Source organism: Sphingomonas sp. Leaf67 (assembly GCF_001421965.1).
GTDB lineage: Bacteria > Pseudomonadota > Alphaproteobacteria > Sphingomonadales > Sphingomonadaceae > Sphingomonas.
Window position 1 is genome coordinate 1 of record NZ_LMLP01000004.1, and the last position, 25,895, is coordinate 25,895.

Sequence of the window (25,895 nt, forward strand, 5' to 3'; positions counted from 1 at the left end):
CAGCGGCCTCACGCCCTACGAATACATCGCCAAGATCTGGACGTCAGAGCCAGACCGGTTCATCGTCAACCCGATCCACCAGATGCCGGGACTAAACAACTAGGCCCCGCCGCGAAGGGCCGGGTTGATCGATCCGGGGCTGTTCGACCAGTGGGTCGGCGCGGACTGGAATGTCGCCACGCGATGAATGCGGGTGCTGCCGATGCCGAGGACGATGCGTTCAACGCCGTGTAGCCCGGTTTGCCCGACTGGCCGCTATCTTCAGCCGCGTCGACGACCTCGGTCGCGATTCAATCCCTGACCCGGAAGGGTACGATCTTCGTCGGCGGCGATCTCGACGACAAGCGGGCATGACCGTTGCCGGCACCGCATACGGTTCTGCGAAAGTGACCGCTTAGCCAAACACATGATGGCGTCCGGTGTTCGGGGCGACCTTCCCGGCCGGCACGATGCCCGGCACATCATCCCCCAAAATTGCTTTTCGTCCTGGAGGCGGACGGGAAGGCAAGAGGCAATGCTACGTGGTTCGATAGCCATAGGAGGGTCGAGGCATCCCGGACCATTGGAGGGCGTATCCTGCCCATGGCTGATCTGTCGGGAAGCGCCATGCGGACGATCGCGCGGCTTCCCATGCCCGACGTCGGGTCACGTGCTGCTCCAACCCCGCTACACCGCCTTCTTCAGTGGCTCGGGCTTCTTCTCGTCGGGCAGGATCTTGCTGAGATGTTCGTGCACCATCCGCTGGTTGAAGGGCTTGGTGATGAAGGTCGCCCGTTCCGGCATGTCGCCATCCGCCGGGGAGACGTGACCGGACGCGATGACGATCTCGATCTGCGGCCACCGTGCCGCCACGTGCCGCGCAAGCGCGAAGCCGTTGATCGACCCCGGCATGTCGACGTCGGAGAACAGGAGTACGGTGCTTTCCCAGTGTTCGTCGAGCAGGACGACTGCTTCATCGCCGTCGAAGCTCTCCCGGACCCGGAAGCCGGCATCCTCGAGAATATACGTCGTCTCCATCATAATGATGGGATCGTCTTCGACGACGATGGCGTAGGGAACGGTGGACAGGGTCATGACGGCTCAACCGCTGTAGACCATTGGAGTTTCCACTGACGATGTCGTTTCCCGGCATGCCAGCTGTCGACCGCAGGAAAACGGGTACGAACTGGCCGACGGTCGTCGAGGTTGCGAAGCGACGGGACGTATGAAATCGTCATCGCCATGGTTCTACACGGCGTTCACGACTCATACCTCGTTATGCTCTCGACGATCGTCGCGATCACCGCGGCTTTCACGGCGCTCAGCCTTGCCGGGCGAATTCGCGAGTTACGCCGAAGTGCCCGGCGCATATGGCTGGTTGCCGCCGCGACGGCGCTTGGCGGCGGTATCTGGTCGATGCACTTCGTCGCGATGCTGGCGTTCAGCATGCCGGGCGTGGCTGTGCGCTACGACCTCGTACCGACCCTCTTCTCGCTGGCGCTTGCGATCGGATTTACGGGCGGCGGCCTTGCGCTGATCGACTGGTCGGCACCGACGATGCGCCGGACCCTTGTCGCGGGCCTCCTTATCGGTGCGGGTGTCGCGACGATGCATTATGTCGGGATGGCTGCGATGCGGATGCCGGCCATCGTTCGTTACGATCCGCTGTGGGTCGCGATCTCCGTCATCGTTGCGATCGGTGCAGCCACGGGTGCGGTTTGGCTGGCGACGCAGGACCAGCAGGTCGGTCGCCGCGCCATCGCCGCCGTGGTGATGGGCACGGCGATCGCCGGCATGCACTATTCGGGCATGTATGCCGCGACGTTCACCCAGACGTCCGTGTCCGGTGTCGCGGTGGGCGGCGTGGCAAGTTTCGACCAAGCGTTTCTGGCTACGGCGATCAGCCTGGTCACGCTGATCGTGCTCTTGCTGGCGCTGGCGGCAGTGCAACTGGAGCGCATGCTGCAGGGCATTGCGCGCCGGGAAACGCGCGTTCGCTTTTTCAGCGATCTCAACGACCGGCTGTTCGTCGCCAGCGGCGCCATGGAAGCGATGACCATTGCCACGACCGCGCTCGGGACCCGGCTTGGCGCTTCGCGTTGCGCCTATGCCGATGTGTATGCCGATGGCGACCGCTTCTGGATCCGAAGCGATTATACGGCCCCCGGGCACGACAGTTCGGCCGGCGAGTATAGCCTCGATCGCTTCGGGCCGGGTGCGGCGGCGGCGTTGCGGTCCGGATCGCCCATCGTCCTGCGCGACATCGCCGCTGACATCGGTCCCGGCGAAGGGAGCGAAATGTTTCACGCGATCGGCATCAACGCGATCATCTGCTGCCCGCTCATCAAGGACGGCCGCCTCGCCGCGATGATGGCGGTCCATCAGGATCGGGCGCGGCGGTGGACCGTCGAGGAGATCGACCTCGTCAAGGAGGTGGCCGATCGCTGCTGGGCGCATGTCGAGCGGATCGGCGCGGAGGCTAGACTCCGGACGAGCGAGGAGCGGCTTCGGCTCGCCGTCGATAACGCCGATATCGGCTTCTGGGACGTCGATCTGGTTGCGGACGAGCTGATCTGGCCACCGCGCACGAAAGCGATGTTCGGCATCGCCCCCGACATGCCGGTGACCCTCAAGGACTTTTACGACGGCCTGCACCCCGACGACCGCGACGCCACGTCACGGGCGTTCGCCGCCGCCATCGATCCCGCGCGACGGGCATTCTACGACGTGGAGTATCGGAGCATCGGCCGGGACGACGGTGTCGTCCGGTGGGTGGCCGCCAAGGGGCGCGGTATCTTCGACGATCGGGGCAACTGCATCCGGGTGGCCGGCACCGCGCTGGAGATCACGACGCGCAGGGAGGCGCAGGACGCGCTGCGTGAGCTGAATGCGACGCTGGAGGTGCGGGTCGACGCGGCGATCCGCGCGCGGGAAGAGGCACAGGCGGCACTGCGTCAAAGCCAGAAGATGGAGGCGATGGGCCAGTTGACCGGCGGTGTCGCGCACGACTTCAATAACCTGCTCACGCCGATCCTCGGCAGCCTCGACATGCTGCAACGCAAGGGCCTGGGGAACGAGCGGGAGCGGCGACTGATCGACGGGGCGGTGCAATCGGCGGAGCGTGCGCGGACGCTGGTGCAACGGCTGCTGGCGTTCGCGCGGCGGCAACCGCTGCAACCCGTACCGGTCGATGTCGCGGCGCTGATCGAGGGCATGGGCGACCTCGTGTCGAGCACGACCGGGCCGCAGATACGGGTCATCGTCGATGCCCCGGCCGATCTGCCGCCGGCCATGGCGGACCCGAACCAGCTCGAGATGGCGATCCTCAACCTCGCGGTGAATGCGCGCGACGCCATGCCGGACGGCGGCACGCTGCGCATTTCGGCAAGCCGCGAGTCGATCCGTACGGCGCATCGTTCCAACCTGCGGACCGGCCATTATCTGCGTCTGTCGGTCGCCGACACGGGGCAGGGGATGGACAGCGAAACGCAGGCAAGGGCGATCGAACCGTTCTTCTCGACGAAGGGGGTGGGGAAGGGGACCGGGCTTGGCCTGTCCATGGTCCATGGACTCGCATCCCAGCTGGGCGGTGCGCTCACTATCCAGAGCAGCCCGGGTCTGGGCACCAACGTCGAGCTCTGGCTGCCGGAGAGCGCAACGGCGGCCGAAGCCGGTCGGGTGCCGGACGTCGTCGCGTCGACGACGGCATCGGGTGTGGCGTTGCTGGTCGACGATGAAATACTGGTGCGAATGAGCACCGCCGCCATGCTGGCCGACTTCGGCTATGCCGTCGTCGAAGCCGATTCCGGCGAAGCGGCCATGCGGTTCGTCGAGGACGGCCGGCACTTCGACCTGGTCGTCACCGACCATTTGATGCCCGGCATCAGCGGGACCGACCTTATCCGGCATATCCGGACAATGCGACCGGGCACGCCGACGCTTCTGGTGTCGGGCTATGCCGATATCGAGGGACTGGACCCGGCCTTGCCGCGGCTAAGCAAGCCGTTCCGCAAGGACGAACTGGCAGCAGGTCTTCGCGAAGCGCAGTCCGGCCGCGTGTCTGCGGAGGTACCTGCAGGCGTCTGATCCCGGTGCCTGCGCTGCGGTTCTGCCAACCCGCTTGCCATTCGCACAACGCCTTGCTGTCACGGCCCTTGTCGGCGATGAGTTCGGCGGATGGTCACCGCGCGGCAATGCAGGTACGGGCCGTCTGCCGCTGCGGATATTTCCCGGTGTCGGTCGGCGTGGCGAAATACCGAGGAGAGTGTACGCAGATGTTCTACCTTGCCCTCAAGGCGCTGGTCTCCGGTATCCTGATCGCGGTCGCATCCGAAGTGGCGAAGCGGTTTCCGGGCTTCGGCGCGTTGATCGCCTCGCTACCGCTTGTCTCCGTGCTCGGCATGATATGGTTGTGGCGCGACAAGCCCGACGCCGAGAACATGGCCGCGCACGCTGGCGCAACCTTCTGGTACGTCATTCCGTCGCTGCCGATGTTCCTGCTCATTCCCGTGCTGTTGCGGGCCGGGTTGTCGTTCTGGCTGGCGCTGACGCTCGGGTGCATCCTGACGATCATGCTCTACTCGGCGATGACCGTGCTGGCCCCGCGGTTCGGGCTGCGCCTGTGATGTGGGATGCATCCCTCCAGCGGTTCGCCGTTCGGCGTCGTGCTGGCACCCTGCTCGGCGCGCAGGGGTAGCGGAAAAGGATCGTCCACAACGACGATCCGATGCGTGCTGGATGCGATCCCGGTCGGGTTGCCGACGGCGGAGCGTCAGCGTCCGCTTGCCGTCATCGGCGGACGGATCACGAAGCCACCACGACGGAGCGGATAAGCCTCGTATCTGCAGCGGCGCACCTGCGCCGTTGCAGATATGGCCATTCGTTATGCTTCGCTCGCTGCCGCGCCGCGTGGCTTGCGACCGAGACCGATCGTCTTGGCCATTGCCCGACGGCTTTCGCTGTAGGTCGGCGCGACCATCGGATAGTCAGCCTTCAGATTGTAGCGCTTGCGGTATTCGTCCGCGGTCAGACCGTTGCTGGAGAGGTGGCGGCGCAGCGTACGATAGGGCTTTCCGTCGATCATCGACAGGATGTGGTCCGGCGATGCAAGCGATTTGCGCACCGATACCGCCGGCGTGTATTCTTCGTTCTCGCCCCCAGTTTCCACGACCGCGGTCTCCGGCGCGTCGAGCTTCGTCAACGTTTCGTGCATTGCCTGGAGGAAAGCCGGTACGTCGGCCGTCGTCGCGCGCGTGTTGGAATTGCCCAGCCACGCTACCGTCAATTCGGTCGCAAGTTCAATCGTGTTCGTTATTTCAGTCATTCGCTTACATCCGGTACTATTGGTATCTTCTAGCTAGGCCAGAGATGATAACGATTCAATGTCTTCAGCCGTCAACAGGATAGATTAAAGACTGATCCCTCGTCTGATCATCTCGAACTTGGCGATCTCCTTGATCGGATTGTCCGCCTTTGCATCGAAGATATCGGCAAGGTCGAGAAGGTCGTCATTGTCGAGCGCCACGATCGCAGCTTCCATGGCGACGACACGCTGCTCGGTCCGTTCGCTTTTTTCAGCGAGCCGCTTCATTCTGGTTCTCAGCATATTGCAATCCTATGCGGCCGTTTTGGCATATCGTCCAGTGCAATACGAACTCCGTCGATCTCGTTACCGCTGCCGATCTTGATCCGCAGCGGACAACGCGATCGTTAGTCGGGAGTACGGCCGATTGATTGACACTTCATACTGATGCAGGCCGTTTCGGCGAATATCTGGCGTGATATTTTTCTGGCCGGATCGCGCCGACATTAACCGCGATCGGCGTTGCGTCGGTCATCGGCGACCAACAATGCTTCCCTTCGACCACAATGGTGTCGGCCAGTCGGACAGCGGAAGGCGGGACGGATGCTCTGTCGGGGGTGCTGCGCGATGGTCGTCGCCGCGAAACGAGGCGCGCCGAACGCGATCTTGCCCGCATGGCCCCGTTCACCGATCGTCATCAGGTCGCGGGGCAGTCATGCTGTGCGATACAGCGAACCGCCGAAGGATCGACGACACTATCGCTGCCGCCGCCATCCGCCGGTGTCGTGCTGCCGGTCGGTCGGTTCAGGGCTAACAATCCGGCTCCCGCCGTATAGAACAAGCATTGTCAGGAAGAGGATAATATCGTGCAGCATTCGTGGGTTTCTATGCGTACAAGTTGGAACGCTGGCCTGGCCGTGTTCGCGATGGGGATCATCACCGGCTGTTCCGGTGCCGGCAACGCGTCGGGAAGCGTGTCGGCCACGCCAACCGCGACGGTCACGCCGGCACCGATACAGACACCGGCCACGACGCCGTCACCCACGACGACCGCGACGCAGTTCGCCGCGCAGATGGTGCCCGGCTGGAACCTCGGCAATTCGCTGGAGGCGATCGGCAACGCGCCCGCTCTGACCACCGTTTCGCAAGAGACGGCATGGGGCAATCCGGTCGTGTCGCAGGCGCTGTTGAACGCGGTCGCGGCGGCGGGTTTCAAGAGCATCCGCGTGCCCGTTTCGTGGAAGCAATATGCCGACGCCAACGACCGGATCGGGTCGGCATGGTTCGACCGCGTCGCGCAGGTGGTCGATCAGGCGCGACAGGCCGGACTGATCGTCATCATCAACGTCCATTGGGACGGGGGCTGGCTGCAACCGACCTATGCCGATCAGGCGGCAGCCAACGCGCGCCTCAAGACCTTCTGGACGCAGATCGCCACGCGGTTCCGCGACCAGGACGACCGCCTGTTGTTCGCCGGCACCAACGAAGTCATGGTCAAGGACAATTACAACGCGCCAACCGCCGAACATTGCGCCGTGCAGAACGGTTTCAACAAGGTATTCGTCGACGCGGTGCGCGCGACCGGCGGCGGTAACGCGAGCCGCTATCTGATCGTGCAGGGCTATAACACCAACATCGATCACACCATCGCGTGCAACGCCACGCTCCCGACCGACAGCGTTGTCGGACGGATGATGATGGAGGTGCATTATTACGACCCCTATGATTTCGCGCTGAACGAGAAGAGCGCGATCTGGCAATGGGGCGCGGGCGCGACCGACCCGAAGGCCGTTCAGGCATGGGGAAACGAAGAGGGGGTCGATGCGGCGTTCCGGAAGGTGAAGGTGACGTTCGCCGACCGGGGCATTCCCGTCATTCTGGGGGAATATGGTGCGATCGCCAAGACGGAGTATGATCCGGCCGGCAAGTACCGGACCGCATGGGACCGCTATGTCACCCGGTCGGCGGTGCAGCACGGCATGGTCCCGATCTATTGGGACAATGGTCCGACCGGCAATCACACCCTCGGCCTGTTCGATCGCGCTGCGGCACGCGTTGTCCATGCCGATATCGTCGAGGCGATCGTAGACGCAGCGAAGTGATGAACCTTCCGATAGGCGGTTGCGTGCGGCGCGCGATGCTCGCCTCGGCGATGGTGTTGGGCATGGTCCTGACGCCGGCGAGCATCGTTCCGGCGATGGCGCAACGCGCGGCGGCGCGCGAGATCGTCGTCGACGTGCGCGGCGAAACCAGACCGCGCGATCGCATGGCGCAGATGTCGATCGGGTCCGACTTCCCCGGCACGCTGATCCGCGAGGACAGTCTGGCGCAGCTGGCGACGGTGCAGAAGGAACTGCGGTTCCGCTACATCCGCTTCCATCACGTCTTCGCCGACGAACTGGGTACCTATCGCGAGCAGAATGGCAGGCCGGTCTATGACTGGACCCGGCTGGACCATCTCTACGACCGGCTGCTCGGCATGGGGCTGAAACCGTTCGTCGAACTGGGCTTCACGCCCGATGCCATGAAACAGTCGGATCAGACCATCTTCTACTGGAAGGGCAACACCTCGCATCCGCAGCCCGAAAAGTGGACGGCGCTGGTCGATGCGTTCGTGCGGCATATGATCGCGCGCTACGGCCAACAGGAAGTCCACAGCTGGTATTTCGAATTCTGGAACGAGCCCAATCTGGCCGGTTTCTGGGAGAAGGGCGATCGGCAGGCCTATTTCGACTATTACGGCCGCACCGCGCGGACGATCAAGGCGATCGACCCCGCGCTGCGCGTCGGCGGGCCGTCGACCGCGGGTGCCGCGTGGGTGCCCGAATTCCTGCGCTATGTGGAGCGCGAGAAGCTCCCGATCGATTTCGTCACGACGCATACCTATGGCGTCGAAGGCGGCTTCCTCGATGAAAAGGGCGAAGGCGACAACAAGCTGTCGCGCAACCCCGACGCGATCGTCGATGACGTCCGCAAGGTGCGCGGGGAGATCGACGCGACGCGCTATGCCGGCCTGCCGCTGTTCTTCACCGAATGGAGCACCAGCTACAATCCGCGTGATCCGATCCACGACGATTATCTCGGCGCCGCCTATATCCTGTCCAAGCTGCGCCGGACCGAGGGGCTGGCGCAGGGCATGAGCTACTGGACCTATAGCGATCTGTTCGAGGAGCCCGGGCCGCAGCGCAAGCCGTTCGAGGGCGGCTTCGGGCTGATGAACCCACAGGGCATTCGCAAGGCGGCGTGGTTCGCGTACAAATATCTGGCGGAACTGGGCGACCGGGAACTCCCGACCGGCGACGATGCGAGCATCGCGACCTTGCGGGGCAATGCGTTGCAGGTGCTGGCATGGCGCGACGTGCTGCCCGACCAAAACGTCAGCAACCGGCCGTTCTTCACCAGGATCCGTCCGCCTGCCGGGGCACCGGACCTGAGGATTCAGGCGCGGGGGTTGAAGCCGGGGGCCTATCGCCTGTCGGTCCGGCGAACCGGATATGAACGCAACGACGCCTATACCCGCTACCTTCGGATGGGCAGCCCGGCGACGTTGACGTCGGCGCAACTCGGATCGCTGCAATCGCTGACGAAGGATGCCGCCGTCGTCCGTAGCATCGCCGTCGGCCGCGACGGCATCGCACGCGTCGATCTACCGATGCACGACCACGACGTCGTGATGATCGAACTGACCAGATCGTAACGCGCTTCGACGGGATGGCGGGCGTCGCGGGGCGTCCTGCCTTCCATTGCCCTTTCCTGCCGGGTGGACAGGATGACGTTCAGCGCAGGATGACGTCGGCGCCGTGTTTGTGCGCGCGAATTTCCGCTTCGCTCAGACCGTTGATCTCGTGCGGGAAGATCAACCAGTCGTTGGTCTCGTGGACGTAATAGTCGGGCTTCAGGTCGGTCACGTTGCGCGATGGTTTGAAATAGACGGTCGCGACCTTCACTTCGTCCGGGATGTTGTTGCGGCAGCGTTCTTTCAGCTCCTTCAGCACCGCACGGATCGAGCGGCCGGAATCGAAGACGTCATCGATCAGCAGCAGGCGATCCTCGGGGTTGAGGACGTCGATCAGATAGCCGAGGCCGTAGATGCGGACTTGCGGGTCCTGCCGGTCGATGCCGGTGTAGGAGGTGGTGCGGATCGCGATGTGATCGCTCTGGATACCGCGATATTCCAGCAGTTCCTGCACCGCGATGCCCACCGGTGCGCCCCCGCGCCAGATGCCGACGATATGGGTCGGCCGGAACCCCGAATCGAAGACGAGATTGGCGAGGCGAAAGGAATCCTCGAGCAGGCGATCGGCGGACAGATAGACTTTGGTGACCACAAGACTTCCAGTATCGTTGCACGGTTGGCGCGCGCGAAAAATCCGTCCGAAACGCCGCGATCATATTGTCGGCCGTCCGCCGAAAGCGCAAGCAGCCCGACCCCTGCCGAGACGAAGGACGGAACCTGCCTAGTCGGCGGTCCGGGCAAAGGCATCGAGCCCGGCGAGGTGGCCGGCGATCGCGGCATCGTCCATGAACGACCCGAGAAAGCTGTTGCGCGCCAGCGTCACGAGGTCCGCACGGGAGAGTTGCCGGGACCGGGCGACGGCGCGGTAATTCGCCGCGACATAGCCGCCGAAATAGGCCGGATCATCCGAATTGATCGTCGCGCGCAGCCCGAGGGCGAGCATCCGGTCGATCGGATGATCCGCCATGTCGTGCACAACGCACAGCTTGTGGTTGGATAGCGGACAGACGGTCAGCGTCATCGCTTCGCGGGCGAGGCGGGCGGTCAGCAGCGGGTCTTCGAGCGCGCGGTTGCCGTGGTCGAGACGGTCGATCCGCAACAGGTCGAGCGCTTCATGGACATAGGCGGGCGGCCCTTCCTCGCCGGCATGGGCCACGCGTTTGAGACCGGCATTGCCGGCGGCGGCGAACACCCGCGCGAATTTCGACGGCGGGTGGCCGACTTCCGAGGAATCGAGCCCGACGCCATCGATGCGGTCGAGCCACTTCTCCGCCTGCGCGAACGTGGCGAACGCAGCGTCCTCGTCGAGGTGACGCAGGAAGCACAGGATCAGCCTCGACGTCAGGCCATGGCGTTGCTGCGCGCGGGTCATGCCGGCGAGCAGTCCCTCCATCACCACGTCGAACGGAATACCGCGATCGGTATGGGTTTGCGGATCGAAGAAGATTTCGGAATGCACCACGCCATCGGCCGCCGCCCGGTCGAAATAGGCCACCGCAAGGTCGTGGAAATCCTCGGCGGTGCGCAACACGTCGGCACCGGCATAATAGATGTCGAGAAAGTCCTGCAGGTTGGAGAAGGCATAGGCGGCGCGGACTTCGTCCACCGAACGGAACGGGATGTCGACGCGGTTCCGCCGGGCAAGGTCGAACATCAGTTCCGGTTCGAGACTGCCCTCGATATGCAGATGCAGTTCGGCCTTGGGCAGGGCGGTGATGAAATCGTCATCGGTCATGCTGGCAGGCTCCATCGATTGCGCATCGTGGCGCGATGCATGCCCACCATGCGCAATCGCCGCCGCCGGCGATAGCCTCCCGACCCGAGATTCTGCCGGTGATCGGCCGGATGCGGCATCCCGGCGGCGAGCGATGCCTTTTCTCGATCGCTTCGTGCCAGAAACGGCGCTGGTGGCAGGCGGTTCGATGCCGATACCATGACCGTCATCGATCAGTGGACGGAGACCCACCCCATGCAATCGGCGACGACGGAGTTGCCCCTCGCGGGGCGGGGGCTGGCCGATGCTGCGTTCGCACCGGCGGACGACCGGAAGGCGGACGGCGTCGATGCGGTGTTGCCCGCCCGGCGACTGGTACCGCTGGCGCTCCAGCATGTGCTGGTCATGTATGCCGGGGCGGTCGCGGTGCCGCTGGTGGTCGGCCGTGCGCTCGACCTGCCGCCCGCGCAATTGGGGCTGCTGATCAGCGCCGATCTGGTCGCCTGTGGCTTCGCCACGTTGATCCAGACGCTGGGCCTGCCCAAGGTCGGCATCCGCCTGCCGATCGTGATGGGCGTGACCTTCGCGTCGATCAGCCCGATGCTGGCGATGATCGCCACCGGCCATGCCGAAGGATCGCCGCCCGAGACGGTGCTGCGCGGCATTTACGGGGCGGTCATCATCGCCGGGCTGTTCGGGTTCCTGATCGCGCCGTTCGTCGGCCGGGTGTCGCGCCTGTTTCCGCCGGCGGTGACCGGGACGGTGATCCTGTCGATCGGATTGAGCCTGATGCGGGTCGGCATCAACTGGACGGCGGGCGGACAGCCGACCGATCCCGGATATGGCGCACCGGCCCATCTGCTGCTCGCGCTGCTGACGCTCGGCGTCGTGCTGTGCCTGATGCGGTTCGGGCATGGCCTGTTGCGCAGCGGCGCGGTGCTCGTCGGCACGGTCGCAGGGACGGTCGTCGCCGGGGCGATGGGGCATGTCGATCTGACGCCGGTCCGCGATGCGCCGTGGTTCGCGCTGGTGCGTCCGTTCCAGTTCGGATGGCCGACGTTCGAAGTGCCGGCGTCGATCGCGATGTGCCTCGTCATGATGACGGTGATGATCGAATCCTTCGGCATGTTCATGGCGGCGGGGCAGATGGTCGGCCGGCCGGTCGATCGCGGCCAGATGGTGCGCGGGCTGCGCGGCGACGCGGCGGGCACGCTGCTGGGCGGGGTGTTCAATACCTTCCCCTACACCTCGTTCGCGCAGAATATCGGGTTGTTGAGCATCACCGGGGTGCGGTCGCGCTTCGTGTGTGCAGGGGCGGGGGTCATCCTGCTTGCGCTCGGTCTCTGTCCGAAGCTGGCGGCGCTGGTCGCGGCGGTGCCGTTGCCGGTGCTGGGCGGCGCGGCGCTGGTCATGTTCGGCATGATCGCGGCGACCGGCATTCGCATTCTGGGGTCGGTCGACCTGACCTTCGAACGGCTGGTGACCGTCGCGGTGTCGATCGCCGTCGGATTGATCCCGGTCCTGTCCGACCGGTTCTTTCAGGCGATGCCGACCGCGCTCGCGCCGTTGCTCCATTCGGGCATCGTGCTGGCGTCGATCAGCGCGGTCGGCCTCAATGCCTTTTTCAGCGGGCGGTCGAGTAGCGACGACCCAATGGCGTAAGGATCAGGGCGCTTGGAGCCGCGCGATCGACCGGCGGGCGTCGGCAAGGATCGCGGGCAGCGGCGCGCTGCGCAACGCGCCGCCGGCGACGATGGTCCGCCCCTCGACGATCAGGTCGCGGACGCCGGCGGGCGGGCAGAGCACCAGCCCGGCCACCACGTCCCACGCGCCGGTATTCGACGCCGTCGCCACGTCCCACACCGCCAGATCGGCGCGCCGGCCGACGGTCAGCGCGCCGCAGTCGTCGCGTCCGAGCATTTCCGCCCCGCCGCGCGTCGCGAGCCGTAGCGCGGCACGCGGGGATACCGCTTCGGCACCACCGACCACGCGTTGGAGCAGCAGGGCCTGCCGCGCCTCCTGCAACAGATTTCCGCTGTCGTTGGAGGCCGATCCGTCGACGCCCAGTCCCAGCGGCACGCCCGCCGCCAGCATCCGCGGTACGGGCGCGATTCCTGCACCCAGTCGACAGTTCGAGCAGGGGCAGTGCGCGACACCGGTGCCGGTCGCGGCGAACAGCGCGATCTCGTCGGCGTCGAGCTTGACGCCATGGGCCATCCACACGTCCGGCCCGGTCCAGCCGAGCCGTTCGGCATAGACGCCGGGCCGGCAGCCGAACCGTGCGAGCGAGAAGGCGACGTCGTCGTCGTCCTCCGCCAGATGGGTGTGCAGCATCACGCCCTTGTCGCGCGCGAGCAGTGCCGCGTCGCGCATCAGCCCCTCGCTGACCGAAAAGGGCGAACAGGGCGCGACGCCGATGCGGACCATCGCGCCGGGGGCGGGGTCGTGGAACCGGTCGATCACGCGGATGGTGTCGGCAAGGATCGCGGGTTCGCGCTCGACCAGCGCGTCGGGCGGCAGGCCGCCGGCGCTTTCGCCGACGCTCATGCTGCCGCGGGTGGCATGGAAGCGCAGCCCGATATCGGCGGCGGCGGCGATCGTGTCGTCGAGGGTGACACCGTTCGGGAAGAGATAGAGATGGTCGCTGCTGAGCGTGCAGCCCGACAGCGCCAGTTCGGCGAGGCCCAGTCGGGTCGCGGCATGGACGTCGTCGGGGCGATAGCGCGCCCAGATCGGGTAGAGCCGTCGCAGCCAGCCGAACAGCGAGGCATCGGTCGCGCCGGGCACCGCGCGGGTCAGCGACTGGAACAGGTGATGATGCGTGTTGACCAGCCCCGGCGTGACGACGCAGTCGCGCGCGTCGATCGTCCGGTCGGCGCGCTGGCGCAGCGGTGCCAGATCGGCGGTCGTACCGATCGCGGTGATGACCCCGTCCTGCCACGCGACCGCACCGTCGGCGATCTCGCGCCCGTCATCGTCCATGGTGACGAGCATGGCGGCCGAATGCAGGACGGTCAGGGTCATTTCGACAGCGTCATTTGGGCGGCGTCTTGCCGTAGCGATCCCAGTGGGCGAGCAATTCGGTCACCACCTTGTCGCCGACCCGGTACAGGCTCTCGACCGACGCGTTCAGACCAGCATAGCCTTCATTCTCCCGCAGCAGATAGTCGGCGGCGGTGACGCCGGGCGGCGGCAGGGTATAGTTGCTGCCGGTGCGCAGGACGAGGACGCGATCCTTGTCGACCCGCCCGATCCGCGACAGGTACTCGATCGCCTGCAGCGTCCCGGTTTCCTCCATCGCGCTGGTCACGAACTGCCCCTTGCCCTGCGTGAAATAGCGGGTGTGGTCGTTGGCCCAGCGATTGAGGAGCGCGCCATGCCAGAAGGTCATCGCCGAGAATTGGTCGCCGATCAGCACGAAGGGCGGCTTTTGCGCATTGGGATGGTCGGTATAGCGCGCGCGTTCGCGGGCGATGCCCGGATCGTCGGGCAACGCCACGTCGCGGGTCAGCCGATAGGCCCACTCGGTCAGGTCGGGGTTGAGCGCGAAAACCTCACCGCCATCGGTACGCGGCGGAGCGGGATCGTCCGGCCCCTTGCGATCGAGCGGGAAGTAGCCGCTTTTCCAGTTCTTGGGGATTTCGCGCGCGTCGATCTCGTGCGCCAGATCGCCGTCGACGACAAAGCGCGCCCATGCCGCCGAACCGATCGAGGCATCCTCCGGATCGATGCCGGCGATGCCCGCGACCAGCCAATAGGCACGCGACAGGTCGAGCCGGGTGTCGAGGCCGAGCGCGGTGATCGCCGCCGCCGACCGTACCGATCCGACCCCGGTGACGACGCCCAGTATCTGCGTGTCCGGGTTGTAATACAGGTCGTGAAAGCCGTGGGGGAAGGGAATGCGCTGGTGCAGATTGCGCCGCGTTTTCCACAACTGGAACTCGCCGGCGGTGTCGCCCTCGTCCTTGCCGATTTCGAACATGGTCACGACGACCATCCGCACCGGCAGCGGCTTGGCGCAGGGTGCGGCGATGGCGCACAGCGGCGCGGCGACGGCGGGCAGCGCCGTGGGTGCGGCCTGTGCGGACGGAGTGGGCGCGGCTGCGGCAAGCAACAGGCCGGTGACGAAAGCGTGCATGATCGATACTCCGGCGGGCGGGGAGGGGGCGTTCGGCCACCTCCCCGGAAACGCCATCAGAATTTATAGACGGCGGATGCCAGGAAGCTGCGCGGACGTTCGGGCAGGACGATGGTGCTGCCGAACAATTCGGTGAAGTTCGCGCGGAAATAGCGGGCATTGGTCGCGTTCTTGACCACCCCGCGGAACAGCCACGGGCCGGTCTGGTACGAACTCGACAGGTCGAGCAGCGTATAGCCGGGCAGGCGTACCGCCTGCGACTGACCTGAAAACACCGAATCGACCTTTACCAGACTGCCGCTGAACGACAGGCCGTTGTCGAAGCCATAGGTCGCCGTCGCCGAATAGAGATTGGCGGGAATGCCGGCGCGGCGCGCGTCGCTGCGGCTGTTGATCGGGACCAGTCCGATCGGTTGCCCGCCCAGATGCAGGGTCGGGTTGGTGACGTTGACCAGATCGTCGATGCCGAAGAAGCTGAACAGCGATCCGTTTTCCAGCCCGGTCAGGTTGACCACTTCGGTATGGGTATAGGCGGCGGTGATGAGGAGATGACGGTCGACCGCCCAGCGCGTCTCTGCTTCCACACCTTTCGTCTCGACCGCCTGGTTGACGGTGATCGACTGGATGTTGAAATCGGTCCGGTTCTGTTTGTAGACCGACAGCGCGGCATAGAGCGTATCGTTCAGCCAGCTCCCCTTCACGCCGCCTTCATAGAGGCGGGAAGTGGACATGAATGCCGATGCCACGGCTTCGGGAAGTACTTCGGCGCCCTGACCGACGACGATCGTCGATTGCTGCGACGCGGTCGCATAAGGAATGATGCCGAACGGCAGCTTGTACGACGCGCTCGCGGTCCACGACCAGCCATCGTCGCTGCCCTTTGCCGAATTGAGGGTCGGCACCCGGTCCATCACCGATGCGTCGTAGCGCGACGATGCGTCGACCTTGTCATAGCGTCCGCCCAGCAGCAGATCGAGCCCGAAGGCGAAGTCGAGGTCGAACAGCCCGGCGATGCCATAGTCGGTGGTGTGTCCGAAGACCCGGTCGGTATAGCCGCAATTGCATTCGTTCGCGAGCAGCCGGTTCGATGCCGGGGTATAACCCTGGGTCAGGTCGACCCGGTGGAAATATTCGAAGTCGAAATCGTCGCCATAGTCGAAATTGACGTAACGGATCGACGGCGACACCTGTGCAGAGAATTTGCCGACGCTCGTCTCGATCGATTTGGCGACGACGATCTTGTCTTCGATGACGTAGGACTTTACCCGCTGCGAAAATCCGTAATCATTGTTGTTGATGTTCTGCGTATTGTCGAAGAACAGCTGGTTCTTGACCGTCAGATTGTCGGCACCATCGTAGGTGACGTCGTAGTAAAGTGTCGTCTGCTTGTTGGTCAGCTTGTCGTTCACGCCGGTCAGCACGTCACGGCGGCTGAGCTTGGTGGTGCCGGTGTTGACGAGGTTGAGCTGCGGATAGGTCTGGGTGAAGCAGGCGTCGGTGAAGCCGCTGGCGAACGGGCTGAAACTGCTGTTCGGACAGGTGAAGTTGCCGAAGATCGACAGGCCGCCGGGGATCGAGGCCTTGATTTCCCCCTGCGAAATCTGGCCGTCGCCGCTGGTGTCGAGCGGCTTGGCGGTACCGGTGATGTAGGTGCCGTCATCGACCAGCTGCTGGGTCAGCCGGTTCCAGCCACCATTTTGCTGCCCTTTGAAATTCTGGTACTGGCCGCCGAATTCGATGCGGATGCGGTCGGTCAGCTGATGATCGAACGAACCCTGCAAAATCGTCTGCTTGGTCGACATGTTACGGTAATAGCTGCCCGAATCCTCGATCTCGGCATACAGGCTGTAGCCGAGATCGGCACCGAGGATGCGGGCGGGGCCGCGCACTTCGGCGCGCAGGTTGTTGCGGTCCCAGCTGCCGCCGGTGTAGCTGACCTCACCGCGCGGCGCGCTCAGCAACGCCCCGCCCGCCACCCGCGCCGATTTGGGCACGAAGTTCAGATAACCGCCGGTCTTGGACGGGCCATAGATGGGCGAGGCCGGGCCGCGGACGATATCGATCCGGTCGGCCGCAGCGATCGGCGTCGGATAGTTGCCGGCATTGTCGAGCCGGCGGACGCCACGGAAATAGGTTTCGCCCGGCGTGCCACGAATGTCGAGCGCGCCGCCGACCCCGAAGAAGGAGTTGGTGAAGGTGCCGGGCGACTGCGCGACCAGATCATAGATGTCGGTGATGCCGAAGCGTTCGATCTGTTCGTCGCTGATCGTCGAGGCGGAGCGCGGCGTTTCGACCAGCGTCTTGTCGAAGCCGAAGACCGATCCGACGTCCTTGACCGGCAGCGCGTTCAGCGAGCCGGTGACGACGATCTCGTTGCCGTCCTGCGGCTCGGTTTCGGCAGAGGTCGCAGTCGCAGCAAGTTCCTGCGCCTGTGCCGGCGCGGCCAGTGCCGTCCCGCACAGCAGCGACAGGAGCAGCGCGGCGCCGGTGCGACGCGTCGATTTCGGATCGTTCCCGACGATGGATACCGAACGAGCAAGCATGGTCATGGTCAGCCCCCCTATGACGTCCGATCGGTTCCCCCGGATCGGTCCGTCGCTGTTGTTCCCCGCCTCTCCCGGCATGTGCGCGGCGTTGTCCGCCGTCGTCGCCAGCTCGTTTCGAACGGGCAGCCAGACGGCGACCGCGTCACAATTCTGACTTCATAATTGACGTACGGGGGGCGATCGTTGCATTCAAACGCAATGATGACGACGATCCGTTGCAAAAATTAGCGCATGCCGGCCCTATCGCGGTTCATCCGGTATTTCATGGCGGTGGGGCGGCTCGGGTCGATCCGGCGCGCCGCCGATGAACTGTCGGTATCGGCGTCGGCGATCGACCGGCAGATCCTGAATGCCGAAGCGCGACTGGGCGTGCAGTTGTTCGAACGCCTGCCGACTGGTCTGCGGCTGACGGCGGCGGGCGAGGTCATGATGTCGGCGGGCGGACGCTGGCAAAAGCAGCTGGGCGACACGCTGTCGCAGATCGAGGATCTACGCGGGCTGAAGCGCGGTCATGTCGACATCGGGGTGATCGATGCGCTGGCAAAGGGGTATATGCCCGCCGCGATTCATGCGATCCAGCAAAGCCATCCCGGCATCACCATCGGCGTGCAGGTGCTGGGCAACGAGCAGGTGCGCCGCGCCATCGCCGCCAACGACGTCGATTTCGGCATCCTGTTCGATCCGCAATCCTATCGCGAGCTGACGGTTCGCGCCTTTGTGGATGTCGTGCTGGGGGTCGTCTCGCCGCCCGACCATCCGCTGGCGCAGCGGTCGGACGTCCGGTTCTCGGACTGCGACGGCGAGTCCGTGATCCTCCCCGCCGCCCCGCTGGCGGTGCATCAGCAGGTGGACATACTGCAGGCGACGTCTGGTGTCTCGCTCCACCGCCGGGCGACGTCCGACAATATCCAGATGATCGCCTCGCTGATTCAGGAGGGGGGAAGCGTAGGCATCCTTACCTCGCTGGACGTGTCGACCGAGGTTCGTGCCGGCACGCTGGCCTTTACCCGCATCGTCGACAAGGTGCTGCGCCCGATGACGCTGGCGCTGTGCACTGCGACCGCACGTACCCCGTCCTATGCCGCCACGATGGTGTTGCGCGAGATCGAGGCGGGGTTCACCCAGTTCGCCTATATCCCGCCGGCGTAGGGCCGATCGGCGTTCGGGAACCCCCTGGCCCGCTTCCCTTCCTGACAAGGGAGGGGAGTAACAGGCGACCGCGTCCGACGAAGGTCGATCAGGCCTAGGCGGGATCGACCTTCAGTTCGCTGGGCGCAGGAATAGCGTTCGATTCCCTTTGGTCACTCCCGCGCAGGCGGGAGCCCATATACGCCAGCGTCGCGGATCGAGCCGAACCGTCGGCGTCTATGGATTCCCGCCTGCGCGGGAATGACGAAATTCCGTGGCTATCGCTGAAGGTCGATCGGTCCTAGCGCACGGCAGGACGGGACAACAGTCGCAGCATCATCGCTTCCAGACGGGCGGGGTCGATCGTGCGGATCACCTCGGCGCGCTGTTCGCCGATACCCGGTTGATAGCCGGTGCTCCACGACAGCATGTCGCCGTAATTCGGCCCGAACTGCGTGTCGTAATCGACGAAGGCGGTGTCGCGCGCGGTGACGATGGTCGGGTCGAGCCAGACGCCGGCGGCGATTTCGTCCCACAGCGGAAAGCCGGGTTCGAGCGCGGCGATCCATGCGGCGACGGCGGGCGGCGACGCGCCCCGCAGCCGGGCGATCAGCGCGGGCGTCAGTTCGGTCGCGGTCGACGGATCGGCGGGGATGATCGTGATATGCCGCCACGGGCTGCGCGAGACGATGCTGGCCGCTTCGGGATCGAAGCGCGCGTTGAACTCGCGGCGCGGGGAGTGGAGGAATTCGCGGGCGAACTGGGTTGCCGAAACGCTGTCGCGCACCTGTCGGGGGTTCAGGCTGCCGCCCATATAGACCAGCTCCTTCGCAAGGCCGGCAAAGGCCGGATCGAGCCGCTGGGCCAGCGCGAGGTTGGTGAGCGGCCCCATCGCGATGATCGTCACCTGTCCCGGATGTTCCCGGACCATCCGTAAAAGGAAATTGGCGGCGATTTCGGGCGAGGGGCGGGTGGTCGGATTGCCGCCGGGCAGGTCGACCGGATCGTCGGCGCGGTAATAGGGGGGCGTGCTCTGCCGGGTCGGTTCGACCCATTGCCGCATCCATGCGCCTTTCCACGTCAGCTTGCCGTACAGGCTTTCCCAACGCTCCGTCAGCACCTCGGAATTGACCAGCGGATAGGTCGCGCCCTGCATGACCGGGACGGTCCGCTCCATCCGCTCGACGCCCTTCAACGCCATCGCCGTCGCGCGATTGGCCCAGACGTTGCCGGTCACCGTCGTGATCCCGAGCACCTCGACATCGGGAGCATCGAGCAGCATCGCATGGGCAAGGCCGAAGCCTTCGTCGTCGATGATGACGAGGCGGCGTGCCGGTTGCGCCTGCGCGGGCATCGTCGCCACCAGCAAGGCCATCAGGCCGAACAAGAACTTCCGCATCAACCCGTCCCCCGATCCCAAGCGCACTCGCCCATGATGTACGTTCGTCGCACGGTGCGGTCGTCGCCCAGCACCTGCATCGCGAACAGCCGCGCCGCGAGATCGGCCCCGGCGGTGCGCCGCGCGAGCAGCGGCGTGGCGGCGTCGTCCAGCACGACGAAATCGGCCTCCTGTCCCGGCAGCAGCGCGCCGACCCGGCCGGCGATGCCGAGCAGCGCCGCGCTGCCCCCGGTCGCCAGATAGAGCGCCCGGAACGGATCGAGCCGCATTTCGCGGGCGAGCGCGGCCTGATAGGCGACGCCAGCGGTGTGCAGCATCGAAAAGGACGTGCCCGCGCCGATATCGCTGCCAAGGCCCAGCCGCATCCGGTGCGCATCGGCCTGTCCGAAATCGAAGAAGCCCGAACCGAGGAAGAGATTGGAAGTCGGGCAGACCGCGATCCCTGCTCCGGTTTCGGCGATCCGCGCGCAGCTGCGATCGGTCAGGTGGATGCCGTGCGCGAACACCGACCGGGGACCGACCAGCCCGAACCGGTCATAGACGTCGAGATAGTCTTGCGCCGCGGGGAAGCGTTCGGCGACGGCGGCGCATTCGTATCTGTTTTCGGCGAGATGCGTGTGCAGCAGGACATCCGGGTTGGCGTCGAGCACGGCAGCGGCCTGTCGCAACTGTTCGTCGGACGAGGTCAGCGCGAAGCGCGGCGTCACCGCATAGCCGAGCCGCCCGCGCCCGCGCCACCGCCGGATCAGCGCCTCGCTGTCGGCGCGGCCCGCTTCGGCGGTGTCGCGCAGGCCGTCGGGGCCGAGGTCCATCAGCACTTTCCCCGAGACGATCCGCATCCGCCGGTCGAGCGCCGCGTCGAACAGCGCGTCGACCGATGCAGGATGTACGGTCGGGAATACCAGTGCGCTGGTGGTGCCGTTGCGCAGCAGCTCGGTCAGAAACGCGTCGGCGACGGTGGCGGCATGCACCGGATCGGCGAACGCCATTTCGGCGGGAAAGATATGGCGTTCGAGCCAGTCGAGCAGCTGTTCGCCGTGCGATGCGATCCGGTCCATCTGCGGATAATGAACATGCGCGTCGACGAAGCCTGGGACGGCGATGCCGGGCAGGCGTTCGACCGGCAGGCCGGCGAACCGCGACGCCAGTGCTGCATGATCGCCGCGGGCGACGACCAGCCCGTCCTCGACCACCAGCAGCCCATCGGGTTCGTGCCGGATCGCGCCGGGATCATCACGGGGATCGGCCGAAACCGACAGCAGTTCGGCGCGGAAGAGGCGGAGGGTCATGGATACTCCGGCGTGATGCGCGCGTCGGCGTTGGCGAGGGTGAGAAGCTGGGCGAGGAGCGACAGGGCGATGACGTCCGGTTCCTTGCCGGGGATCGTCGCCAGCCCGATCGGACAGGTGAGCCGCGCGCGGGCGTCGGTCGAAATCCCTTCGCAGGTCAGCCGGGCAAGGAACCGGGCGCGCTTGGTCGCCGAGCCGATCAGTCCGACATAGGCGAGCGGCGCACGGGTCAGGGCGGCCCTGGTCAGTGCATAGTCGAGCGCGTGGTCGTGCGTCAGGATCACGACGGCCGCTTCGTCGGGCGCATCGGACAGGCAGGCGGGCAGGCGATCCGCGTCGACGATCGTCACCCCCGGTGTATCGGCCAGTTCGGGACGGCTGTCGAACCAGGCGAGCCGCAGCGGGAGGCCGGCGGTCCGACGGGCGATCGCCTGCCCGACATGGCCGGCCCCGAACAGATACAGCGGCCGCTGCCACGCGCCGGGCCGTTCGGACCATGTCGTTCCCGCCGCGGGACGCGCGCCACGGGCCGATAGCGGCAGGATCGCCGCCGTCGGATCGGGTGCGCGCGCGATGCTCCCGGCGTGCAGCGTCGTGGTGAGCGTCGTGCCGGCAGCCGCCGCATCCAGCCATTCGAGCGCCGCCGGGTCGACCCGCTCGATCAGCAGGCGCACCCGCCCGCCACAGCATTGGCCGAGCAAGGGGCCGAGCGGATAATCCTGCACCCGCCAGCTGCCCGGCGGATAGGCGAGGATCGAGCGTGCCTGTTCGATCGCCTGATGCTCCAGCGCGCCGCCGCCGATCGTGTCGAACGAGGCCGCTGCGCCGACCGCCATTCGTGTGCCTGCGCCGCGCGGAGCCGATCCTTCGGTGGCGAGGACGGTGACCAGCGCGACCGGTTCCGCTAGCGCGGCACGGCGCAGACGCGCGATCCAGTCGCCGGTCATGCGCGATGCGCGGCGATCGCGCGCAGGATCGCCTCCGGCGTGGCGGGCGCGTCGAGCGGGGGAAAGGCGCGTCGATCGGGGACGGTCGCCGCCACCGCTTCGCCCAGTGCCGACAGGACGCACTGGGCCAGCATGAACGGCGGTTCGCCGACCGCTTTCGACCGGTTGATCGTCGGTTCGACATTCTCCCCGTCCCACAGCGCGATCGACAGGCGGTCGGGGCGGTCGGCGGCAGTCGGGATCTTGTAGGTCGCGGGCGAATGGGTCAGCAACCGGCCATCGTCGGCGAACACCAGTTCCTCGGTCGTCAGCCAGCCCTGCCCCTGCACGAAGCCGCCCTCGATCTGCCCCAGATCGATCGCCGGGTTGAGCGACCGGCCGACGTCGTGGAGGATGTCGACCGCCAGCACGCGATGTTCGCCGGTCAGCGTGTCCACCACCACCTCGGCACAGGCCGCGCCGTACGCGAAATAGTAGAAGGGGCGACCGCGATGGGCGGCACGGTCATAGGCGATGTGCGGAGTCGCGTAGAAGCCGGTCGACGACAGCGACACGCGCGCCAGATGCGCCTTGCGACACAGGGTGGCGAAGGGGATCGTCTCGGCCCCCGCAACGATGCCCGTCGGCGTGAAATGCACGGCGTCGGGTTCGCAGCCGCCAATCGACGCGGCGACCCCCGCCAGCCGGTCGCGGATCGTGCGCGCCGCCTCGAACGCCGCCATGCCGTTCAGGTCGGCCCCCGACGAGGCTGCGGTGGCGGAGGTGTTGGGCACCTTGTCGGTGCGGGTCGCGGTGATGCGCACCGCGCCGACCGGCACGGCGAACACGTCGGCCACGACCTGCGCGACCTTGATATACAGGCCCTGACCCATCTCGGTGCCGCCATGGTTCACCTGTATGCTGCCATCGGCGTAGACGTGCACCAGCGCCCCGGCCTGATTAAGATGGGTCGTCGTGAAGCTGATCCCGAACTTTACCGGGGCGAGCGCGATCCCCTTTTTCAGCACCTTATGACGCGCGTTGAAGTCGCGGACGGCGGCGCGGCGGGCGTCATAGTCGCTGTCGCGGCGCAGCCGGGCGATCAGCGCGGGCGCGATATTGTCGGTGATCGTCATGCCATAGGGCGTGACGTCACGCCCCGGCCCGTACAGGTTGGCGGTGCGCACATCGAGCGGGTCGCGCGCCAGCGACGCGGCGACGACATCGATGACCCGTTCGATCGCCAGCATCCCCTGCGGCCCGCCGAAACCGCGAAAGGCGGTGGCAGAAACGGTGTGAGTCTTCAGCCGTTCCGACAGGATCTCGACTGCCGGCAACCAATAGCTGTTGTCGGCGTGGAACATGGCGCGATCGTTGATCGCCGGCGACAGGTCGACCGTCGCGCCGCACCGCGACGCCAGCCGGAGGACCAGTCCGAGGATATGGCCATCGTCGTCGAAGCCGACATCATAATCGACGGTGAAGTCGTGGCGCTTGCCGGTCAGCACCATATCGTCGTCGCGGTCGCAACAGAATTTGGCGGGCCGACCGGTTTTGGCCGCGACCAGCGCGGCGGCGGCGGCGAAGGGCGCGGCCTGCGTTTCCTTGCCGCCGAACGCGCCGCCCATGCGGCGGACCTCGACCGTCACATCCGCCGACGTGACGCCGAGCAGATCGGCGACCAGATGCTGCACTTCGCTGGGATGCTGGGTCGAGCTGGCGATATGGACCTGTCCGTCCTCGCCCGGTCGGGCAAGGGCTATCTGGCCTTCCAGATAGAAATGATCCTGTCCGCCCATCGCGAAGCTGCCCGAGCGACGATGCGGTGTGGTGTCGAGCGCGGCGCCAGCATCGCCGCGTGCCATGCGCTGGGTCGGTTCGATCAGCGAGGCAGCGGCGCGGGCGTCGGCGATGGTCAGCAGCGCGGGGCGGGGGGCGTATTCGATCTTGCCGAGCCGCGCCGCCCGCCGCGCCGCACCCCGGCTGGTCGCGGCCACCAGAAACACCGGCTGGCCGCGATACAGGACTTCGCCATCGGCGAGCAGCCGGTCGTCATGCGCGACCGGGCTGACGTCGTTATGGCCCGGTATGTCCGCTGCGGTGAAGACCGCGACGACACCGGGCGCGGCGCGCACCGCCGACAGGTCGATCGCGACGATCCCGGCATGGGTTTCGGTCGACTGGCCGAAGGCAAGGTGCAGCAGGTCGGCGGCTTCGGGTTCGTCGTCGATATAGCGTGCAGCCCCGGTGACGTGCAGCAGCGCGCTGTCATGCGGCAGCGACGGCTTTACGTCGGATCGGACCGGAGGCGGTGCGGCACGATCGGCCATCACAGCACCTCCCGGACCGACACCGGTTCGCCCTGTTCGCGGTGCCACAGCCGCCACAGCAGATTGCCGGCGGCTTCCTGTCGATAGGCGGCGCTGCCGCGGACATCGGTCAGCGGCGCGAAATCCTCGCGGAGCGCCGAGACGGCGCGGGCGACGGTGGCTTCGGTGAACGGCGCGCCGGTCAACGCGGCCTCGCACGCCGGGGCGCGGCGCGGGGTCGCGGCCATGCCGCCATACGCAACCAGCGCCTCGGCGACGATCCCATCACGCAAGGTCAGATGGAACGCGCCGCAGACCGCCGAAATGTCGCTGTCGAACCGGCGCGACAGCTTGGCGATGTGGACGATCGCGTCGGGGGCGGGGCGGGGCATGTGGATACGCTCGACGAACTCGCCGGGTGCGCGGTCCTGTTTGCCATAGGCGAGGAAATAATCCTCCAGCGCCAGCGTCCGCCGCTGGTCGCCCCGGCGCAGGACCAGCGTCGCGCCGAGCGCGATCAGCGCGGGCGGACCGTCGCCGATCGGCGAGCCATTGGCGATGTTGCCGCCGATCGTGCCGGCATTGCGCACCTGCAATCCGCCGATCCGCCGCACCAGCTCGCCGAGATCGGGATGCAACCGGGCGAGCACATCATGCGCTTCGGCATAGCGGACCGCCGCGCCCAGCGTGACCCCGGCGACATCTTCGGTGATCGTGCGCAATTCGGCCACGTCGCCGATGAAGATCGGCGTATCGATGTCGCGCAGTCCCTTCGTCACCCACAGGCCGACGTCGGTGGCGCCGGCGATCAGCCGGGCATGCGGATGTTCAATCAGCAGCGCGGCGAGTTCGTCGGTCGATCGCGGTGCGAACCATGTCGGCCGCGCTTCCGGTGCATCCATCGCCGTCAGTTCGCGCAGCGCGGCGGCCAGTTGCCGGTCGTCGCGATCGATCCGGGGGACGTCGCGTGCGGCGTTGAGGATCGGGCCATAGCCAGTGCACCGGCACAAATTTCCCGCGATCACATCGGCGACGGGCAGGTCGTGCCCGGCCGCCCCGACCGCGCGACCATACAGCGACATGACGAAGCCCGGCGTGCAGAAGCCGCATTGCGAGCTGCCGTTGCGCGCCATGCACGACTGGAGCGCGGTCGGCGCACCGCCCTGCGACAGGCTCTCGACGGTCAGCACCGCCTTGCCGTGGATCATCGGCAGGAACAGGATACAGGCATTCACCGCCCGCCACGCGACGCCGTCATCGACCGGTTCACCGACCAGCACGGTGCAGGCCCCGCAATCGCCCTCGGCACAACCTTCCTTCGTTCCGGTACGGCGCAGGCGATAGCGCAGGTGATCGAGCAGCGTCGCGGTCGGTGCGGCATCGGCGATCTCGACGATCGTGTCGTCGAGGAGGAAGCGGACCGTCATGA

General features: G+C 66.2%; 19 protein-coding genes and 1 pseudogene. 7 read left to right on the forward strand and 13 right to left on the reverse strand.

The features are described 5' to 3' along the window. A pseudogene (locus ASE90_RS19585) lies at positions 1 to 103 on the forward strand (IS481 family transposase); the annotation flags it as partial. A gap of 563 nt (positions 104 to 666) precedes the next feature. Here ASE90_RS19585 and ASE90_RS06685 read toward each other — a convergent pair. Then, a complete protein-coding gene (locus ASE90_RS06685) occupies positions 667 to 1,074 on the reverse strand; it encodes a response regulator (RefSeq protein ID WP_055998092.1) in 408 nt (135 codons plus the stop codon). A gap of 183 nt (positions 1,075 to 1,257) precedes the next feature. Here ASE90_RS06685 and ASE90_RS19025 point away from each other — a divergent pair, with 183 nt between their 5' ends. Both ASE90_RS19025 and ASE90_RS06695 read left to right on the forward strand, forming a co-directional pair. Continuing rightward, complete coding sequence (locus ASE90_RS19025; protein WP_162235062.1) at positions 1,258 to 4,065, forward strand: MHYT domain-containing protein; 2,808 nt, start codon at positions 1,258 to 1,260, stop codon at positions 4,063 to 4,065. Between the two features lie 188 nt (positions 4,066 to 4,253). Next, entirely contained in the window at positions 4,254 to 4,604 is a 351-nt protein-coding gene (locus tag ASE90_RS06695) for a DUF3147 family protein (RefSeq protein WP_055998095.1), read from the forward strand. Positions 4,605 to 4,861: 257 nt separating this feature from the next. Here the strand turns inward: ASE90_RS06695 and ASE90_RS06700 are convergent, their stop codons facing one another. Beyond that, positions 4,862 to 5,302 carry a MucR family transcriptional regulator gene (locus ASE90_RS06700; protein ID WP_055998098.1) on the reverse strand — a complete coding sequence of 147 codons (441 nt, stop codon included), beginning with the start codon at positions 5,300 to 5,302 and terminating at the stop codon, positions 4,862 to 4,864. 84 nt (positions 5,303 to 5,386) lie between these two features. Further along, entirely contained in the window at positions 5,387 to 5,569 is a 183-nt protein-coding gene (locus ASE90_RS06705; protein ID WP_055998101.1) for a hypothetical protein, read from the reverse strand. Positions 5,570 to 6,207: 638 nt separating this feature from the next. Between ASE90_RS06705 and ASE90_RS06715 the strand changes: the two genes are divergently transcribed. Both ASE90_RS06715 and ASE90_RS06720 read left to right on the forward strand, forming a co-directional pair. Beyond that, positions 6,208 to 7,383, forward strand: a complete 1,176-nt coding sequence (locus ASE90_RS06715; RefSeq protein ID WP_200910811.1) for a glycoside hydrolase family 5 protein — start codon at positions 6,208 to 6,210, stop codon at positions 7,381 to 7,383. Between the two features lie 23 nt (positions 7,384 to 7,406). After that, complete coding sequence (locus tag ASE90_RS06720) at positions 7,407 to 8,978, forward strand: GH39 family glycosyl hydrolase (RefSeq protein WP_235531699.1); 1,572 nt, start codon at positions 7,407 to 7,409, stop codon at positions 8,976 to 8,978. Positions 8,979 to 9,057: 79 nt separating this feature from the next. On the opposite strand, the gene ASE90_RS06725 is transcribed toward ASE90_RS06720, so the two are convergent. Together ASE90_RS06725 and ASE90_RS06730 are read right to left on the reverse strand one after the other, a co-directional pair. After that, entirely contained in the window at positions 9,058 to 9,609 is a 552-nt protein-coding gene (locus tag ASE90_RS06725) for a phosphoribosyltransferase (RefSeq protein WP_055998110.1), read from the reverse strand. Positions 9,610 to 9,738: 129 nt separating this feature from the next. Next, on the reverse strand, positions 9,739 to 10,752 hold the full coding sequence (locus ASE90_RS06730) for an adenosine deaminase (protein ID WP_055998113.1): 1,014 nt from the start codon (positions 10,750 to 10,752) through the stop codon (positions 9,739 to 9,741). Between the two features lie 198 nt (positions 10,753 to 10,950). Between ASE90_RS06730 and ASE90_RS06740 the strand changes: the two genes are divergently transcribed. Then, entirely contained in the window at positions 10,951 to 12,393 is a 1,443-nt protein-coding gene (locus ASE90_RS06740; protein WP_200910813.1) for a nucleobase:cation symporter-2 family protein, read from the forward strand. A 3-nt stretch (positions 12,394 to 12,396) separates the two neighbouring features. Here the strand turns inward: ASE90_RS06740 and ASE90_RS06745 are convergent, their stop codons facing one another. From ASE90_RS06745 to ASE90_RS06755, 3 genes are read right to left on the reverse strand one after another with little or no spacing between them, the layout of a single operon-like run. Beyond that, complete coding sequence (locus tag ASE90_RS06745; protein WP_055998119.1) at positions 12,397 to 13,755, reverse strand: 8-oxoguanine deaminase; 1,359 nt, start codon at positions 13,753 to 13,755, stop codon at positions 12,397 to 12,399. Between the two features lie 10 nt (positions 13,756 to 13,765). Continuing rightward, positions 13,766 to 14,869, reverse strand: a complete 1,104-nt coding sequence (locus ASE90_RS06750; protein ID WP_082449633.1) for a purine nucleoside permease — start codon at positions 14,867 to 14,869, stop codon at positions 13,766 to 13,768. 56 nt (positions 14,870 to 14,925) lie between these two features. Next, a complete protein-coding gene (locus ASE90_RS06755) occupies positions 14,926 to 17,418 on the reverse strand; it encodes a TonB-dependent siderophore receptor (protein WP_082449634.1) in 2,493 nt (830 codons plus the stop codon). 228 nt (positions 17,419 to 17,646) lie between these two features. Between ASE90_RS06755 and ASE90_RS06760 the strand changes: the two genes are divergently transcribed. Next, complete coding sequence (locus ASE90_RS06760) at positions 17,647 to 18,564, forward strand: LysR family transcriptional regulator (RefSeq protein WP_055998122.1); 918 nt, start codon at positions 17,647 to 17,649, stop codon at positions 18,562 to 18,564. Between the two features lie 280 nt (positions 18,565 to 18,844). Here the strand turns inward: ASE90_RS06760 and ASE90_RS06765 are convergent, their stop codons facing one another. The 5 genes from ASE90_RS06765 to xdhA are packed head-to-tail and all read right to left on the reverse strand — an operon-like array spanning position 18,845 to position 25,893. Next, positions 18,845 to 19,942: a nucleoside hydrolase gene (locus ASE90_RS06765; RefSeq protein WP_082449635.1), complete on the reverse strand. Its 1,098-nt coding sequence runs from the start codon at positions 19,940 to 19,942 to the stop codon at positions 18,845 to 18,847. After that, positions 19,942 to 21,231 (reverse strand): guanine deaminase, encoded by a 1,290-nt coding sequence (guaD, locus tag ASE90_RS06770; protein ID WP_055998125.1) that lies wholly within the window; start codon positions 21,229 to 21,231, stop codon positions 19,942 to 19,944. The genes ASE90_RS06765 and guaD overlap by 1 nt, the downstream gene beginning before the upstream one ends. Continuing rightward, positions 21,228 to 22,178 (reverse strand): xanthine dehydrogenase accessory protein XdhC, encoded by a 951-nt coding sequence (gene xdhC, locus ASE90_RS06775; protein WP_055998128.1) that lies wholly within the window; start codon positions 22,176 to 22,178, stop codon positions 21,228 to 21,230. Before xdhC ends, guaD begins: the two co-directional genes overlap by 4 nt. After that, positions 22,175 to 24,487 carry a xanthine dehydrogenase molybdopterin binding subunit gene (xdhB, locus tag ASE90_RS06780; protein ID WP_055998131.1) on the reverse strand — a complete coding sequence of 771 codons (2,313 nt, stop codon included), beginning with the start codon at positions 24,485 to 24,487 and terminating at the stop codon, positions 22,175 to 22,177. The genes xdhC and xdhB overlap by 4 nt, the downstream gene beginning before the upstream one ends. Next, a complete protein-coding gene (xdhA, locus tag ASE90_RS06785) occupies positions 24,487 to 25,893 on the reverse strand; it encodes a xanthine dehydrogenase small subunit (RefSeq protein ID WP_055998134.1) in 1,407 nt (468 codons plus the stop codon). The genes xdhB and xdhA overlap by 1 nt, the downstream gene beginning before the upstream one ends. Positions 25,894 to 25,895 lie beyond the last annotated feature (2 nt).

Coding starts and splice junctions, on each gene's coding strand:
- ASE90_RS06685 (WP_055998092.1), bottom strand. CDS start 1,074: ATGACCCTGTCCACCGTTCCCTACGCCATCGTCGTCGAAGACGATCCC.
- ASE90_RS19025 (WP_162235062.1), top strand. CDS start 1,258: ATGCTCTCGACGATCGTCGCGATCACCGCGGCTTTCACGGCGCTCAGC.
- ASE90_RS06695 (WP_055998095.1), top strand. CDS start 4,254: ATGTTCTACCTTGCCCTCAAGGCGCTGGTCTCCGGTATCCTGATCGCG.
- ASE90_RS06700 (WP_055998098.1), bottom strand. CDS start 5,302: ATGACTGAAATAACGAACACGATTGAACTTGCGACCGAATTGACGGTA.
- ASE90_RS06705 (WP_055998101.1), bottom strand. CDS start 5,569: ATGAAGCGGCTCGCTGAAAAAAGCGAACGGACCGAGCAGCGTGTCGTC.
- ASE90_RS06715 (WP_200910811.1), top strand. CDS start 6,208: ATGGGGATCATCACCGGCTGTTCCGGTGCCGGCAACGCGTCGGGAAGC.
- ASE90_RS06730 (WP_055998113.1), bottom strand. CDS start 10,752: ATGACCGATGACGATTTCATCACCGCCCTGCCCAAGGCCGAACTGCAT.
- ASE90_RS06740 (WP_200910813.1), top strand. CDS start 10,951: ATGACCGTCATCGATCAGTGGACGGAGACCCACCCCATGCAATCGGCG.
- ASE90_RS06745 (WP_055998119.1), bottom strand. CDS start 13,755: ATGACCCTGACCGTCCTGCATTCGGCCGCCATGCTCGTCACCATGGAC.
- ASE90_RS06750 (WP_082449633.1), bottom strand. CDS start 14,869: ATGCACGCTTTCGTCACCGGCCTGTTGCTTGCCGCAGCCGCGCCCACT.
- ASE90_RS06755 (WP_082449634.1), bottom strand. CDS start 17,418: ATGACCATGCTTGCTCGTTCGGTATCCATCGTCGGGAACGATCCGAAA.
- ASE90_RS06760 (WP_055998122.1), top strand. CDS start 17,647: ATGCCGGCCCTATCGCGGTTCATCCGGTATTTCATGGCGGTGGGGCGG.
- ASE90_RS06765 (WP_082449635.1), bottom strand. CDS start 19,942: ATGCGGAAGTTCTTGTTCGGCCTGATGGCCTTGCTGGTGGCGACGATG.
- guaD (WP_055998125.1), bottom strand. CDS start 21,231: ATGACCCTCCGCCTCTTCCGCGCCGAACTGCTGTCGGTTTCGGCCGAT.
- xdhC (WP_055998128.1), bottom strand. CDS start 22,178: ATGACCGGCGACTGGATCGCGCGTCTGCGCCGTGCCGCGCTAGCGGAA.
- xdhB (WP_055998131.1), bottom strand. CDS start 24,487: ATGGCCGATCGTGCCGCACCGCCTCCGGTCCGATCCGACGTAAAGCCG.
- xdhA (WP_055998134.1), bottom strand. CDS start 25,893: ATGACGGTCCGCTTCCTCCTCGACGACACGATCGTCGAGATCGCCGAT.